13 protein-coding genes are annotated in these 14,966 nt (G+C 63.1%); 4 read left to right on the top strand and 9 right to left on the bottom strand.

Translation table 11 applies throughout. The annotated features are described in order from the left end of the window. The first annotated feature begins 3 nt into the window (after positions 1–3). Both ACLEXF_RS18080 and ACLEXF_RS18075 read left to right on the top strand, forming a co-directional pair. Complete coding sequence (locus ACLEXF_RS18080; RefSeq protein ID WP_064178276.1) at positions 4–627, top strand: NADPH-dependent FMN reductase; 624 nt, start codon at positions 4–6, stop codon at positions 625–627. Beyond that, a complete protein-coding gene (locus tag ACLEXF_RS18075) occupies positions 602–3,046 on the top strand; it encodes a glycoside hydrolase family 3 C-terminal domain-containing protein (protein ID WP_423265800.1) in 2,445 nt (814 codons plus the stop codon). Before ACLEXF_RS18080 ends, ACLEXF_RS18075 begins: the two co-directional genes overlap by 26 nt. A 135-nt stretch (positions 3,047–3,181) precedes the next feature. On the opposite strand, the gene ACLEXF_RS18070 is transcribed toward ACLEXF_RS18075, so the two are convergent. From ACLEXF_RS18070 to ACLEXF_RS18035, 8 genes are all read right to left on the bottom strand, one after another. Next, on the bottom strand, positions 3,182–4,492 hold the full coding sequence (locus ACLEXF_RS18070) for a carbohydrate porin (protein WP_043521376.1): 1,311 nt from the start codon (positions 4,490–4,492) through the stop codon (positions 3,182–3,184). Between the two features lie 197 nt (positions 4,493–4,689). Then, complete coding sequence (locus ACLEXF_RS18065; RefSeq protein WP_407259622.1) at positions 4,690–5,892, bottom strand: MFS transporter; 1,203 nt, start codon at positions 5,890–5,892, stop codon at positions 4,690–4,692. 228 nt (positions 5,893–6,120) lie between these two features. Beyond that, complete coding sequence (locus ACLEXF_RS18060) at positions 6,121–6,912, bottom strand: cyclase family protein (RefSeq protein WP_043521374.1); 792 nt, start codon at positions 6,910–6,912, stop codon at positions 6,121–6,123. A 3-nt stretch (positions 6,913–6,915) separates the two neighbouring features. Further along, positions 6,916–7,899 (bottom strand): fumarylacetoacetate hydrolase family protein, encoded by a 984-nt coding sequence (locus ACLEXF_RS18055; RefSeq protein WP_048325418.1) that lies wholly within the window; start codon positions 7,897–7,899, stop codon positions 6,916–6,918. Next, a complete protein-coding gene (locus tag ACLEXF_RS18050; RefSeq protein WP_407259621.1) occupies positions 7,877–8,236 on the bottom strand; it encodes a Rieske (2Fe-2S) protein in 360 nt (119 codons plus the stop codon). Before ACLEXF_RS18050 ends, ACLEXF_RS18055 begins: the two co-directional genes overlap by 23 nt. Then, complete coding sequence (locus ACLEXF_RS18045; protein ID WP_043521370.1) at positions 8,236–9,156, bottom strand: VOC family protein; 921 nt, start codon at positions 9,154–9,156, stop codon at positions 8,236–8,238. The genes ACLEXF_RS18050 and ACLEXF_RS18045 overlap by 1 nt, the downstream gene beginning before the upstream one ends. A gap of 22 nt (positions 9,157–9,178) precedes the next feature. Further along, entirely contained in the window at positions 9,179–10,336 is a 1,158-nt protein-coding gene (locus ACLEXF_RS18040) for an alpha/beta hydrolase family protein (protein WP_048295393.1), read from the bottom strand. A 120-nt stretch (positions 10,337–10,456) separates the two neighbouring features. Beyond that, positions 10,457–11,356: a LysR family transcriptional regulator gene (locus tag ACLEXF_RS18035; RefSeq protein ID WP_423265796.1), complete on the bottom strand. Its 900-nt coding sequence runs from the start codon at positions 11,354–11,356 to the stop codon at positions 10,457–10,459. A 185-nt stretch (positions 11,357–11,541) separates the two neighbouring features. Here ACLEXF_RS18035 and ACLEXF_RS18030 point away from each other — a divergent pair, with 185 nt between their 5' ends. Beyond that, positions 11,542–12,663, top strand: coding sequence for an FAD-dependent oxidoreductase (locus ACLEXF_RS18030; RefSeq protein WP_203559160.1), 1,122 nt, complete (start codon positions 11,542–11,544; stop codon positions 12,661–12,663). Positions 12,664–12,984: 321 nt separating this feature from the next. Here ACLEXF_RS18030 and ACLEXF_RS18025 read toward each other — a convergent pair whose 3' ends face one another. Continuing rightward, complete coding sequence (locus ACLEXF_RS18025; RefSeq protein WP_004205760.1) at positions 12,985–13,896, bottom strand: LysR family transcriptional regulator; 912 nt, start codon at positions 13,894–13,896, stop codon at positions 12,985–12,987. Positions 13,897–14,011: 115 nt separating this feature from the next. Here ACLEXF_RS18025 and speB point away from each other — a divergent pair, with 115 nt between their 5' ends. Further along, a complete protein-coding gene (speB, locus tag ACLEXF_RS18020) occupies positions 14,012–14,962 on the top strand; it encodes an agmatinase (protein ID WP_053810043.1) in 951 nt (316 codons plus the stop codon). The last annotated feature ends 4 nt before the right edge of the window (positions 14,963–14,966 follow it).

The raw sequence follows: 14,966 nt of genomic DNA, 5'->3' as shown, positions 1-14,966 counted from the left end.
GCTATGAATAAGCCTGCTTTCTCACGCCCGCCGCTGCTGATCGGCATCGGCGGCACCACCCGCCCGGGCTCCAGCACCGAGCGCGCCCTCGCCGCCGCGCTGGCCCACGCCCGCACGCTCGGCGCGCAGACCCAGCTGTTCGGCGGCGCTGAACTGGCGGCCCTGCCGCCGTTTAATCCGGAAGTGACCACCCGCACGCCGCAGGAGACGGCATTTGTGGAAGCCGTGCGCCAGGCCGACGGCATTCTGCTGGCCTCGCCGGGCTACCACGGCGGGGTGTCTGGCCTGGTGAAGAACGCCATCGACCTGCTGGAAGATTTGCGCGGCGACAGCCGGGTCTATCTTGATGGCCGGGCGGTGGGCTGCATCGTCACCGCCGCCGGCTGGCAGGGTTGCAACACCACCCTCGGCGCCATGCGCGGGATCGTTCATGCCCTGCGCGGCTGGCCGACCCCGCTGGGGGTCACTCTCAACACCGCCGGCGTGTCGCTGTTCGACAGTGAGGGCCGCTGCACTGACGACACGGTCCAGCGCGCGCTGGCCACCGTAGCCGAACAGGCGCTGGCCTTCGCCCCCGCCGCCCCCTTACGGAGACAAGCCGATGCCTGCGCTCAGTCTGTCGCTTAGCGTTGCCGAAAAAGCGCGGCTCACCGCCGGGATGGGGATGTGGTCCACCCACCCTATCCCCCGCTCCACGCTGGGTTCAGTCACCCTGTCCGATGGCCCGATGGGGATCACCGGCGGCCGGGTGGACGAGCGAGATATTGCCCTGCTCAGCCCCTGCGGACTGGCGCTTGGCGCCAGCTGGGACCGCCAGCTGGTCAGCCGGGTTGGCGGCGTCATCGGCGAGGAGGCGCTGCGCACCGGAACGCAGGCGCTGCTGGCGCCTAACCTGAACCTGTTGCGCAGCCCCCTTGCCGGCCGCGCGTTTGAGCTTTTCGGCGAAGACCCGCGGCATATCGCCGAGCTGGGCGCAGCGTGGATCGACGGCGTCCAGCGCCAGGGGGTGGGTTGCATCGTCAAACATATGGTCTGTAACGATTCAGAAACCGATCGGCGGACCATGAACGTGGTCGTCGATGAAGCCACCCTGCGCGAAGTCTATTTCTGGCCGTTCGAAGTGGCGGCCAGCCGCGGCGTCTGGGGCATGCTGACCGCCTATAACCGGGTGAACGGGATCTATTGCGCCGAGCAGCATCAGGCCATCAGCCAGTGGCTGAAGCGCGATCTCGGCTGGGACGGGCTGGTGATGTCCGACTGGTTCGGCACCCAGAACGGCCCGGCCAGCTTCCGCGCCGGGCTGGATCTGGAGATGCCGGGCCCGGCCCGCCATATGGGCGAGCGCCTGCTGCCCGCGCTGATGGATACCGACAGCGACGCCCGGCGTCTTGACGATGCCGCCGCCCGGCTGGCGCGGCTGGCCGAACGGGTCAGCCATCCTCTGCCCTGGGATGGCTCTGCCGCCGCCCAGGCGCAGCGGCGTCACACCCTCGAAGAGGCGGCGGCGGCAGGCTTTGTCCTGCTGCACAATCGCCAGCGGCTGCTGCCCCTCGCCGCGCAGTCGGGACAGCGGCTGGCGGTGATTGGCCCCAACGCCACGACGCCCTGCTTCCAGGGCGGGACCTTTGCCAGAGTGGCGCTGATGCCGGGTCTGATCTCTCCTCTGGAGGCCATTCGCCAGCGCTTTTCCGCCGCTGGGGTCGAAATAAGCTATGCCCAGGGGGTGGAGAGCGATTACCGCATCCCACCTCTGCATCATTTGCCGCTGCGCACCGCCGCCGGCGAGCGCGGTCTGGACGTTGCCTACGCCACCGCTGACGGGGGCGTGGTTCATCAGGAGGTGCGCGACGCCTCCTCGCTGATCTGGTTCCGCGATATGCCGGGCGTCGGCGACATGCTGCGCCTGACCGAACGCGCCACCGTGACGGTAAGCTGCCAGTTCACCGCGCCGGTGAGCGGCCGCTACGGCTTCTGGATCGGCGGCACCGGGGAGATCGCCCTCCAATTGAACGGCGAGCGCGTGGCGACCTTCAACGGCGAGGCGCTGGAGGGGGATATCATGGGCAAGCTGATGCAAGCCCCGCATACCCGTCTTGAATTTCCGCTGCAGGCGGGGGAAAACCTGACCTTCCGGGCCGAGATGGCGCTGGGCAGCAGTATCGCCCACGGCATCTGGTTCGGCTGCCAGCCCCCTCAAACCATCGACCTGCTGCAGCAGGCGGTCGACCATGCCCGGGCGGCCGACAGCGTGGTGCTGGTGATAGGCGAAACGGCCGATGCCGGTCTGGAGAGCATCGACCGGGACGCTACCGCGCTGCCGGCGCATCAGGTTGCCCTGATCCGCGCCGTCTGCGCGGCGAACCCACGGACGGTGGTGGTACTGAATGTCGCCCATCCGGTGGATACCGGGTGTCTGGCTGACGCGGCGGCGGTGATGGTCGTCTGGTATCCTGGCCAGGAGTTTGGCCCGGCGCTGGCCTCGGTGCTGGCCGGGGATCGTGAGCCTGGCGGTCGCCTGCCGGTCACCTTCGCCCAGCGCCTGGACGACTATCCGGTACGCAGTCTGACGCCGGACGCCGCGGGGGATCTCTGGTATCACGAGCGCCAGCAGGTAGGCTATCGCTGGTTTAACGCCCGCGAACGCCCCGCCGCCTGGGCCTTCGGCCACGGTCTGGGGTATGCTGATATCACCCTGATCGCCGCTGCACTGACAGGCGACGAGGTGGACGCTCTGCAGCTGCGCTGCCGGTTGGAAAACCGCGCCGCCCGCGCCGGGAAAGCAGTGGTCCAGCTCTACCTGCGGGGGCCGGAGACGGCCTGGTCGGCGCTGGCGGAGTTTGCGGCAGTCAGCGTCCCGGCGCACGACGAGGCCGCCCTGACCCTTGTCCTGCCGCCTCACGCGCTGCAGCGCTGGCAGGTGCCTGCCCAGGAATGGCACCTGGCCAGCGGCCCCTGGCAGCTGGCGGTGGGTTTCGCCAGCGACGATATCCGGGCAACCTTCGATTTCGTGCTGACTCCCGACGGGAAAATCAGCCACCGGGGCTAAGCCCGGATCGATGGCAAAGAGGGTCGGCAACGTGCCGGCCCTCTTTTTTTATTCCTGCGCCAGCCGATTCGCGAAAAAAAACCGCCCGGCGGCAGCGTACCGGCGGGCGGGGTTAAAAGCCTGAGGCGATCGGTGTCAGAAGTTCCAGTACATCGAGGACTGCCAGAGGACCGCCGACTCATGCTTCGGCACCAGCGTCGGGTTATCCTGCCAGGTGATACCGTTGATCCAGTAAATCCCTTTCGTCACGCGCAGGGCGTGCGACAGGGAGATGGCGTTGATGCTCTGTGGCGCCTCCATTCCCGCCTCGCCGACATAATCGCGGAACTTCTTACTGATAAAGGAGCGGGTGTAGCCCAGCGAGGTCATATCCTGCTCGCGGCCGGGAAACAGGCCGATGTCAAAGAAGGTCACCTGGAAGTCGCTGGTGTAAGCATTGCGATCGTCCGGCGCGTAGTCCGCTTTCACATCGAGATACAGCCCCAGCGGAAGCCCTTTTTTCGGCTGGGTCAGCTGCATGGTGTTGGCGACGTAGAACGCATAGTTACTACTGCTGTCGCCGGGCTGGTCAAAATACTGGTAGTGCGAGGTGTTATAGATAGCCCCGGCGCGGAACCACAGCGATCGCTGCGACTCGCCCGCCGCCTGCTTAAAGCCAAACTCATTCACCAGGATCGGGTTGGCGCCATCGACGTGCCATTTCAGCCCCGAGGGGTTCTGCTCCACGTCGTCGAGGTGTCCGGCAGGCGACATACTGCGGCTGACGGCAAAGTTGTTATAGAATTTCTTATCGCTGTCGCGGACGATGGCGGTGAAGGTCGGCGTCGGCGCATTGAGGCTGATCCCCACCTGCACCGGTATCACGCTGGTCGGCCCCAGCGCGGCTGAGGAGGAGTTGCCCCCCAGCACCATGCCGTAAAACTGACGAATTAACGGATAAAAACCATACTGCAGCTCCAGCTGGCCGTTTAATAAGGGCTGGTTCACCGCCAGCACCGCAATATTATGCAGTTCCGGATAGCTGTCATGATAATTCGAGGTCGCCCACTGGGGAGAAAAAGTAAATTGCGCGTCTTTGCTAAAACCAATTCGACTTAAATCATAGGTGACGTTCAGCGACATATTTTGTGACCAGGTAAAATTCTGCCCGGCATATTGTTGCGGGTCGGCGGACTGGCCTTTCAGATCGTACATCACCATCGGGTTCCAGCTTAACTGGACACCCCAGCCACGGTCGGCCAGCGCGCTGCGAAAGCCGCCAATATCGCCGATGAGCGATTCGCAGGTCGACGGAGGGCTGACGACCTGCGCTGAGCGGGTATTCAGTTTATCCAGTTGCTCACAGGTCCAGGTATCGGCCAGCGCGGTGCTGGAGAATATCGCCAGCGTCAGCGCCGAAAGTGGAAAAACTATTTTCTTACTTACGTCGGTACAGCAGAGACTCATAATAAACCCTCATTTTTATTTTTTGCAGGTAAGATGCGCCATATCGTGAAAAATAAATTGGTCACAATATGTTTATTAACAGGGATTAATTAGGCTGAAAGTTAACGCTAAATAAGGTGTACACTTTTTCTAAATAATGGCCTCCCCTTCCCGCCGGAAGACCGGCGGGCGTGTGGTAATGATGTCGTCAGGTGAAATTAACGAGCCAGCGCGCGGCGGCCCCCCATCCGGGCGCTGGCGATACCCGTCGCGCCGGCGATAGCCAGCGTCAGCAGCGCAAACAGCAGCAGGCTGTCCTGCATGCTGCCGGTCATGCCGTTCAGCAAGGTCATCAGAACCGGGCTGATGAACATGCCGAGGAAAAAGAAGGTGTGCCAGATGCCGATCCCCGTCGCCCGGTGCGGCGCCGGCAAGGCTTTCATCATCCAGGCCAGCATCAGAGGGATCAGCATTCCGTTACCGACCTGCGCGACGAACGCTGCCGCCACGCCGGCCAGCGGATTGTGGGCCACGGCGATAAACAGCAGCCCGAGGCCAAAAATGGCGTAAAAAAGGAAAAACTGCCTGTCGACGCGCTGCCTGGCGTTGCGGCCATACAGCCAGGCGCCCAGCGGCACGCCAATGCCGGCAACGGCGGTAGCGATGCCAATCTGGCTGCTGGAGGTCAGCCCGAGCTGACTGAACACCTGGCTTATCTGCAGCGGTTCGAGAAAATAGAGGATCGCGCTGGCGAGGGTAATCAGGCCGATCGCCGCCATTTTGCGCCGTGGAAAAGCGACAGCCTCCTCGCCAGCGACACTGTCCACGCGACGGCGCGTCGCTGGCTCTGCGGTGAACAGACACAGGCCGATAAAGACCGGGATCGCCAGAGCATACAGGTAGATCGGACCATACCAGCCCAGGGTTCCCAGCAGGCCAGCCCCCAGCACGATCAGCGTCGACAGTATCGACCCTATGCCGCTCTGCACCGCCAGCCATTTGCTACGCGCCTCACCGGTAAAGTAGTCGCCAATCAGCGCATTGGCGGTGGTAAGAATAAAGGCGTCGGCAATACCCATCACCAGCCGCGCCAGCAAAATGGCATACAGATCGTCGAGCATCACCGGCAGCAGGCCAAACCCTGCGTACAGAGCGGTGGCAGCAATCAGCAGGCGGCGACGGCTCAGGCGATCGCCTACCATCCCCGCCAGCGGAGCCAGCAGCGCCATGCTCGCCGCCGGTATGGTGATGATCATCGGCACCAGCAGCTGGGCGTGCGGCTGCGCGGCAAAATGACTGAACAGGAGCGGCATCACCGGCAGCATGGTCAAGGTCCCCATGATCGGCAACAGTGCCGCCAACATCAGTAACATCGTCTGTACGGCCCCCGCCTCGCGCGGGGTTGCTGAAACTTTGTGCATCACCATCTTCCGCTCTCCGTCACTGCTCTTTATTTAGAATATGAATTACAGTTCTATTTTTTATCGGTAAAGAAAGGCGTTTTACGCCCCGGCTTAATGGCTGTAAACGCATCAGCGAACTCAGCACATATACCGTTCTACCCTACCGGATGCAGGTGGCATGGACTGCGATTGCTATCACAATTAATACAATGCATTCACATTAAATTAACATAATCATCGACGCCTTCAGGCGTCGACAATCGCCACCGCGCGAATAAACCCGGCCGAGCCGCGGCGGATCTTGTAGGGAAAACAGCTCACCCAGAAGCCGTGGTCGGGAAGCTGCTCCAGGTTACTCAGCTTCTCCATTTGCCCATAGGCGATCTCCCTGCCGGCTTTATGCCCCTCCCAGATCAGCCCGGCGTCGCCGCTGGCCTGAAAGCGTTCGCGGGTAAAGTGGAAGGGTGCATCCCAGCTCCAGGCGTCGGTGCCAACCACCCGTACCCCCTGCTCCAGCAGCCACAGCGTCGCCGCCCGGCCAATGCCGCAGCCGCGCTGCAGGTAATCCGGCTGGCCGTAGCGGGCGCCGGCCGCGGTATTGATCAACACAATATCCAGCGGCGACAGGCAATAGTCTATTCGCGCCAGCTCGCGCTGCAGATCCTCCGGCTGCAGGATCGCCCCGTCGGCGACATGGCGAAAATCCAACCGGACGCCGGGGCGCAGGCACCACTCCAGCGGCAGCTCATCGATGCCAAACGCCGGTTCGCCGCCGTTGGTGGTCGAGCTGTAGTGCCAGGGGGCATCCATATGGGTGCCATTGTGCGGCGTCACGGTCAGGCGCTCCGAGGCCCAGGCCTCCTCTCCCGGCATCTGCGCTTTTTCCAGCCCCGGGAACATCGCCGCCATTTCCGGCCATCCCTGCTGATGATCCTGATACTCAATGCTCGGCAGCAGCGGCGGCGGATCGGTCCAGGGATTGTTGTCCAGGGTGACGGAGAGGTCGACCAGCCGACGCCCCTGTAAAAGATTGATCATGGTTTACTCCGTTAACATCACAACATGTTGATCCAGTACGCCAAACAGCGGCCGGCCATCGGGGGCGTGGGCTTCCATCGTCACCCGCTCCCCCGGGGATAAAAACGGCGTGCGCGGCTCGCCGAAGGCCAGCATCTCTATGGCCCGCACCTCGGCGATACAGCTGGCGCCGCGGCTGGCGTCCGGCCCGGACACCGTGCCGGAACCCACCACCGTCCCGGCGCGCAGACGGCGGGTCTGCGCCGCATGGGCAATCAGTTCGCCAAAATGGAAATGCATCTCGCTACCCGACTGGCAGCCAAACGGCTTGCCATTGCGGGTCACCTGCAGCGTCAGCGCCGCCCGCCCGTGCTGCCAGGCCTGCCCCAGTTCATCCGGGGTAAGGGCCACCGGTGCAAAGGCCGAGGCGGGTTTGGCGTGAATAAAACCAAACCCGGTCTGCATCTCGCGCGGCGCCAGCGCCCGCAGACTGATATCGTTAAGCAAGACGATCAGGCGGATACAGCTCAGCGCCTGTTGCGGCGAGCAGCCCTGCGGCACCTCGTCGACGACTACCGCGAACTCGCCCTCAAAGTCGAGGCCATCCTCGACCCGGCGGCAGACTATCCCGGCGTGGGGGGCAAGAAAGTCGTCCCCGCTGCCCTGATACATCAGCGGCGTCTGGTCGGCGCCGGCAATCGGCGGCAGGTGAAAGGCCCGCTGCATGCGCTCGCCATGGCTCAGGAAGGCCGAACCGTCCAGCCACTGCCACGCCCGGGGCAGCGGCGCCAGCAGGCGCCGGGGATCATAGGGCTGCGCCGCCGGATAGCGGCGCGCATTGAGCGCCTGATAGCGCGCCTGCAGCGCAGGCCACACCCGCGCGGCCTGCTCCAGCGCCAGCTGAAGCGTCGGAGCGATGTCCGCCGCATCGGCCATCAGCGTCAAATCGCCCGAGACCACCACCAGGCAGCCGTCGCGTTCACCGTTATCTCGTGTTGCCAGTTTCATGACCTGCCTCCTCCAGCAGACATAGCCAGCCGTCGGCGTCCACGTCGCCAGCCAGCGGACTCAGACGTTGGCCAGTGCAGGCGCCCTGCACGCAGAGGCCGCTGTCCGGCATAAAAATCGCCCCGTGGGCGAAGCAGACCAGCCGGTCGCCCCGGGCGTTGAGAAAAGCGTCCTGCCGCCAGTTCATCGGGGTATCGAGATGCGGACAGCGGTTGCGCCACAGATAGAGCGTTCCCTGATAGCGGCAGGCAATCACCGTCGCCTGCCCGCTGCCCGTGGGGTCAAATCCCCGCGCCTGGCCCTCAGCCAGGCTGTCGGCACGGCACAGGCGAACCATCAGCGGGCGTTATCCGGACCGGGAGCCCACTTCTCGCGATACCCCAGCAGGAAATATTGCGAGTTATCGGCCCCCGGCAGCGCTTCGCGCGGCTGCCAGTGGTCATCGTGCTGATCCATATCGGCGTCGTATTCGATATGACACCCGAGCGGGCTGTTGAAGTACCAGAACCAGTTCGATCCCAGCTGATGGCGCCCCGGTCCCCAGAAGGTCTGATACCCCTTCTGCTGAAAGCGGCTGCCGGCCATCATCAACTCGGTGGGCCCGCCGAGGTGGAAGGTAAAGTGTTCAATGCCGGTCATAAACGGCGGGGCCTGGATCAGAAACAGGGTATGGTGATCCTGGGTGCCGGCGGGTCGCAGGAAGGGGCCGACGTGGGTGAAGCGATCGGTACAGACAAAGCCCAGCCGTTGATAAAAAGCTTCCGCGCGCGCGGCGTCCGGCACAAAATAGACCACATGGGAGAGCGAACGCGGCTCCGCCGCCATGTCGGCGCTGGCCCCGGTCTGATTGACCGGCCGCCCGGCGCGATCCCCCGGAGCGTTGATTTTCTCACCTTCCCGCTGCAGCGGCTGGCGCTGGCTGACGCGAAACCCGAGGGCAAAGCCGGCATCATCGACGCAGCGCAGCACGCCGTCGGCGCCAAGTTTCACCTCGCGATCGCGGCGCAGCGTCTCGGCAATAGCCTCAAGCGTGGCGCTATCCGCCACGCCATAGACGGTTTCCCGCAGCTGGCTGCCGCTGGGCAGCGCCGCGGGCAGCGACGGATCGTCACGTCCCCGCAGCAGCACCCCGGTGCCATCCAGCGCGCTAAAGAAACCGTTCTCCTGCTCGCGTAAACCGTAGTCGATAAGAAACTGTCGACAGCCCGCCAGGTCATCGACGCCAAATACCAGATAATCCGGACCAAGAATATTCATCGCGGTTGTTCCTTATGCGTGTTCAGGCCACCCGGCCGCCGAGGGCTTCCGCCACCCAGTCAGCGATGTAGTGCCCGGCGTTAATTGAGTTGTCGAAGCTGGAGTGCTGCACACCGCCCTCGCGGTCAGTGAAAATTTTCAGCTCGCGGCGCGGGCTGTTCACCAGCTGGTCGTAGGTGCGCTGCGCCCATTTCACCGGGATCTGCGAGTCCTTTTCACCATGGGTGACGAGAAAAGGCACCCGTATACGGTCAAGAATGCCGTCGAGATGGACGTTCTCCGCGATGCGCATAAAAGCGTCGATATCCTCGCCGCCCCACACCCAGCGCACGTGCTGCCAGTAGTGTGGTACCGGAAAATCCCCTTCGCGTTCGCGGCGGCGCTGCTGCACCTCTCGCCAGTCGTGATTGGCGCCCCATACCACGCCGCAGGCGAAGCGCGGCTCAAACGCCACCGCCCGCGGGCAGTAATAGCCGCCCAGCGAGACCCCTTCCATGCCGATGCGCCCGGCATCCACCTCCGGGTGCTGTTCCAGCCAGTCAACGATGCGGCTGGCCCAGTGCTCGCTGTCATAGCGGGCCTGCATGTCGTGAAGACGTAGCGCTTCGCCGGTTCCCGGCTGGTCGACCACCAGCGAGGAGACGCCGCGCCGCGCCAGCCACTGCGGCAGCCCAACCAGATATTTCATCTCTTTGGTGGAGTCGAGACCGTTGACCTGCACCAGCAGCGGCGCGCGGCCGGTCATCCCTTCGGCGCGGACATAAAGCGCCGACAGGGTTTTGCCCTCGTAGGGGATAGTCACCCGCTGACAGTTAGCATGGGTATGGTGCAGCCCGGCGGCAAAGACATCGAGAAAGCGGCGGTACAGCGCCTCGCGGTCCGGCGCGCCATGCGCCTGCAGGCGCTCGCAGGTCAGGTAATAGTTGGCCGCCCGAAGATACTTCTCGCCTGCCGACAACCGCCGTCCCCGCGCTTCATCTTCGCCCGCCAGCGCGCATAATTTATCGGCCATGCGGGACCAGGTTTCCCGGAATGCGCGGGTGCCTTCGGCGTCGGGATGCTCGGACGCGGCCAATAGCGGCGCGCACATCTCTTCGATCTCACCGATGCGGGCGCCCATCTCGATGGAGAGATCCACCGACAGGTTCCAGACATAGTTTTTAGGGAAATAGCGAAACATAGGGTCATCCTTCAACATTCAGTCGCAATCGCTGTAGCGCAGGCACTGTCACATAAAGCACCTGCGGGCGACCAATCATGTCTCAGGATGTCAGGTATCGACGGGAGCAATACCAGTGGGTTAGCGTGCGCTGGCGACGATTTTCGCTTTCAGCCAGCCGAAGATAGGATCATTATCCAGCGAGCGGTGCCAGCCGATAAATTCGCGCATCACCGGCAGCGTCATCGGGACCGGGAAAAGACGCAGCGGCAGCATCGCCGCGTACTGCTCCGCCAGCCGCCGGTGCAGCGTGGCGATCCGCGAGGTGCCGATCAGCAGCTGCGGAACGCAGTGGTAGCTGTGGGTCACCACCTCGATACGGCGGCTCAGCCCCGACCCGGCAAACAAATTGCCCTCCAGCCCCGGCTGCCGCTCGCGGCCAAAGACCACCGACACGTGCCCCAGCTGTTGCCAGGCTTCAAGGGTCAGCGCCTCGCCGGTGTGGGGATTATCCGCCCAGGCCAGGCAGACAAACTCTTCGTCAAACAGCGCTTCGGCGGGATGATCGGCGGCCATAAAACGCTCCGGCGCCACGATGATATCCAGCTCGCCGCGGTTGAGCATGCCGGTGGACTGGGCGTCCGGCGAGAAAAACTCAAAGGTCATATTCGGCGCCTGCAGGTGCACCGTTTGCAGCGCATCCTTCAGCATCACGTTGATCACGTAATCCGAGGCCATAATGCGGAAATGGCGCTTGCTGGTTGCCGGCTCATCCACCGGCCGGCGGGCAATGGAGGTCTGAATTTTCATCAGCACGTCGCGGACCGGCTCCCGCAGCTCTTCCGCCAGCGGCGTGGGCCGCATCTTTCTGCCCACCTGGGTGAGCAGATCGTCCTCAAAGTAGGTGCGTAGCCGGTTGAGCACCCCGCTGGTGGCAGACTGGGTCATATGCAACCGGCCCGCGGCGCGGGTGATGTTCTGTTCATCGAGTAACACATCCAGTGCCACCAGTAAGTTCAGATCAAGATGTTGGTAACGCATGGGTCCCCCGGCGAGAAATGGCGTGCTTATCCTGTGGCTGAATTTAACTTTTCTGCAACTTTTTGTTTTCAATTTCCACGGCGATATCGTTTTTTGCGATAGCGATCATTCTTTATCGCGATTAGTCAGCGCGCCGCTGGCCTGGTTAACGTCCTCTACTCTGTACCCTGGAGAAAACAGCTACGATGAACATCAATAACGTATTAATCGTTGGCGGCGGCATCGGCGGTCTGTGTACCGCCATCGCCCTCCGCCAGGCCGGCGTCGCCGTCGATGTCGTAGAGATCCAGCCGCAGTGGCGGGTCTACGGCGTCGGTATCATTCAGCAGAACAATGTCGTGCGCGAAATGCAGCGGCTTGGGGTGCTGGAACGCTATCTGGACGCCGCCTGGCCGTTTGACAGCGTCTCGGTGCACACCCTGAGCGGCCAGCAGCTAGCCAGCTTTCCCGGCCAGCGGCTGGCCGGTGAACAGTTCCCGGCCAACGTCGGCATCTCCCGCCTGGCCCTGCACAACGTACTCTGTTCCACCGCCCGGGAGTTAGGGGTCCGACTGACCACCGGCGAGAGCATTGACGCCTTCCGTCAGGTTGACGATGCGGTTGAGGTGAGCTTCAGCCGTGGCGGTCAGGGGCGCTACGATCTGCTGGTGGGCGCCGATGGGATCTACTCCCGGGTGCGCGGCATGCTGTACGGCGAGCGCTATCGCCCCCGCTTTACCGGTCAGGGCGTATGGCGCTACAACTTTCCGCGACCGCCGGAGGTGGACCATCTGATGTGCTTTATGGGCGAGAGCTGCAACTGCGGGCTGGTGCCGCTGGCGGACGATCTGATGTATCTGTTTATCACCTCCCACGAAGCGGATAACCCCCGCTACGCCCGCGATCAGCTGGCGGCGGAGATGCGCCGCCGTCTGCCGCCCGGCGCGGGGTTGCCGGGCAGCCTGCACGAGCATATCGTTAACAACGACGAGGTCGTCTATAAGCCGCTGGAAGAGCTGTTCGTCGACGATCCCTGGTATCAGGGACGCATCGTGCTGGTGGGCGACGCGGTTCACGCTACCACTCCGCATCTCGGTCAGGGGGCGGGCATGGCGATTGAGGATGCCATCGTGCTGCGCGAAGCGCTGCAGCAGACCGACAGCGTCGCGGCCGCGCTGGCGCACTTTGACGCCCGCCGCCGGCCGCGCTGTCAGCAGATCTGGGCCGCCTCGCTGCAGGTGGGCGAGAGCGAGATCCACCGCGATCGCCATTTTGACCGCCAGCGGGCGATCGGCGATATGATGACCCTGACGGCGAAGCCGATATAAGCCCTGCCCGGCGCCCTCCGCCGGCCACGCTGGCGGATTATTCCCCGGTTCATTGGCCGGCACGATCGCCATCGCATCCCCCTTTCACCAGGCGCTGATCTGCCTGCACAAACTCTCCACCATCACGATTGCGGAAAAAACCATTAAAGCGAATCGCTAACGACCGCGCCGCCCGGCGAGCTGTCCACACCTGCGGCGCCTAACCCTGTGGATAACCTGGAGGCAGTTGTCCGGCAGCCCCAGCACAAGCGGGCTACAGGCTGCCGTTCGTTTTTTGAACAGGAAAACCGCCGCCACGGCGGAGGGAAGCGCCCGCCCCGCTTAATAATTCCACTTCGGCCGCGCCACCGTGTTCTTCTTCAGCAGATCGCGGAACGCTTTCAGATAGGGTTCATTGCTGCGCCCGCGCTTACAGATAGCCGAGAACGGCGACTGAAAGCCAAACTCGTTGGGCAGCAGCACCCGCAGGCGGTTCTCTTTGATCCACGGCCAGGCGTAATGCTCCGGCAGATAGCCAATATATTTTCCCGAGAGGATCAGCAGCAGCTGGGCGTCGACGGTCTCAACGGTGGCGCTGCCTTTGCTGAAGCCCCGGCGACGGAGATCGCTGGTGTTCCAGTAGCTGCGGGTCACCAGCGGGCACTGGCTGATCTGCTCTTTATCGAGCTGGCGGCTGAAGAACATCGGGTGCAGATCGCTGCAGTAGAGCCAGTGCTGCTCGCGGTACAGCGGCTCGCTGATGATGTTATGCACCTGCGAGTTGTAGCTGCCGATGGCCAGGTCGATATGGTTGTTCAGCACCCCGTTCAGTTGCTCCGCCGGGGTGCGAATAATCAGTTTGATATGCACATGGGGAAATTTGTCGCTGAAGCTGCGCAGAACCACCGGCAGCGAGAGCGCCGTTTCGGTCTCGATGGAGTCGAGCGTCGAGATGCACAGGGTGCCGCTGTGCTCCCCTTTAAGCAGGGCCGACTGCCGCTCCAGCTCATTGAGTTCGCTCAGCACGCGGATCGCCTGCTGTAAAAACTGCTGACCTTTCTCGGTCAGGGAAAAGCCGCCGCGCCCGCGCTGACAGAGGGTGAAGCCGAGCTGTCCCTCCAGTTGCGACATCGCATTGCTGATGGCGGAGACCGAAATGCCCAGCTCCTGCTGGGCCCGGCTGTAGCTCTCCAGGCGGGCCACCGCCTCGAAAACCTGCAGCTGGCGAATATTGAGGCTGGCGTCATTATGCATCGTATTTAGTTCACCAATAAATGAACTGAGTATTTACGCCAGACGATGTAAAGTCCAGCGCGGGTTGCGCACTATCTCTCCTGTTACGTTTCATCCGTCAGATTCAGGAGCAGACATGGATAACCTCTTTCACCAACCGCAGGGTGGCAATGAGATGCCACGCTTCGCCGGCCGCGCCACGATGATGCGCCTGCCGTTTATCGAAGATTTACAGGGACTTGATGCGGCGTTTGTCGGCATTCCGCTGGATATCGGCACCTCGCAGCGCTCAGGTACGCGCTACGGACCACGCTATATTCGCGCCGAATCGGTGATGATCCGTCCGTACAATATGGCGACCGGCGCCGCGCCGTTCGACTCGCTGTCGGTGGCCGATATCGGCGATGTGCCGATCAATACCTACAGTTTGCTCAAATCGGTGCAAATTATCGAAGATTACTACACCGGTTTGAATAGTTATCCGCTGATCCCCCTCACCCTCGGCGGGGACCATACCATTACCCTGCCGATCCTGCGGGCGCTGACCAAAAAACATGGGCCGGTGGGGCTCATCCATGTCGACGCCCATACCGACACCAATGATGAGATGTTCGGTGAGAAAATCGCCCACGGCACCACCTTCCGCCGCGCCGTTGAGGAGGGACTGCTCGACCTCAAACGGGTGGTGCAGATTGGCCAGCGCGCCCAGGGCTACGCCGCCGGCGACTTCCAGTGGGGCGTTGACCAGGGCTTTCGCCTGGTGCAGGCGGAGCAGTGCTGGCATACCTCGCTGACGCCGCTGATGGCCGAAGTCCGCCAGCAGATGGGCGACGGGCCGGTGTATCTCAGCTTTGATATCGACAGCCTCGATCCTATCTGGGCTCCGGGAACCGGGACGCCGGAAGTTGGCGGTCTGACCTCCATTCAGGCGCTGGAGATCGTCCGCGGCTGCCGCGGCCTGAACCTGATCGGCGCCGATCTGGTGGAGGTCTCGCCCCCCTACGACGTGAGCGGTAATACCTCCCAGCTGGCGGCCAACCTGCTGTACGAGATGCTCTGCGTCCTGCCCGGCGTGAAGTACGCCTGAGGAA

The sequence above is a fragment of the Klebsiella pneumoniae complex sp. WS1778 genome, from assembly GCF_049472055.1.
Classification (GTDB): Bacteria; Pseudomonadota; Gammaproteobacteria; order Enterobacterales; family Enterobacteriaceae; genus Klebsiella; species Klebsiella quasipneumoniae.
The sequence above is the reverse complement of the archived record's forward strand: the minus strand, read 5'-3'. Positions and strand labels throughout refer to the sequence as shown.

Coding starts and splice junctions, on each gene's coding strand:
- ACLEXF_RS18080 (WP_064178276.1), top strand. CDS start 4: ATGAATAAGCCTGCTTTCTCACGCCCGCCGCTGCTGATCGGCATCGGC.
- ACLEXF_RS18075 (WP_423265800.1), top strand. CDS start 602: ATGCCTGCGCTCAGTCTGTCGCTTAGCGTTGCCGAAAAAGCGCGGCTC.
- ACLEXF_RS18070 (WP_043521376.1), bottom strand. CDS start 4,492: ATGAGTCTCTGCTGTACCGACGTAAGTAAGAAAATAGTTTTTCCACTT.
- ACLEXF_RS18065 (WP_407259622.1), bottom strand. CDS start 5,892: ATGCACAAAGTTTCAGCAACCCCGCGCGAGGCGGGGGCCGTACAGACG.
- ACLEXF_RS18060 (WP_043521374.1), bottom strand. CDS start 6,912: ATGATCAATCTTTTACAGGGGCGTCGGCTGGTCGACCTCTCCGTCACC.
- ACLEXF_RS18055 (WP_048325418.1), bottom strand. CDS start 7,899: ATGAAACTGGCAACACGAGATAACGGTGAACGCGACGGCTGCCTGGTG.
- ACLEXF_RS18050 (WP_407259621.1), bottom strand. CDS start 8,236: ATGGTTCGCCTGTGCCGTGCCGACAGCCTGGCTGAGGGCCAGGCGCGG.
- ACLEXF_RS18045 (WP_043521370.1), bottom strand. CDS start 9,156: ATGAATATTCTTGGTCCGGATTATCTGGTATTTGGCGTCGATGACCTG.
- ACLEXF_RS18040 (WP_048295393.1), bottom strand. CDS start 10,336: ATGTTTCGCTATTTCCCTAAAAACTATGTCTGGAACCTGTCGGTGGAT.
- ACLEXF_RS18035 (WP_423265796.1), bottom strand. CDS start 11,356: ATGCGTTACCAACATCTTGATCTGAACTTACTGGTGGCACTGGATGTG.
- ACLEXF_RS18030 (WP_203559160.1), top strand. CDS start 11,542: ATGAACATCAATAACGTATTAATCGTTGGCGGCGGCATCGGCGGTCTG.
- ACLEXF_RS18025 (WP_004205760.1), bottom strand. CDS start 13,896: ATGCATAATGACGCCAGCCTCAATATTCGCCAGCTGCAGGTTTTCGAG.
- speB (WP_053810043.1), top strand. CDS start 14,012: ATGGATAACCTCTTTCACCAACCGCAGGGTGGCAATGAGATGCCACGC.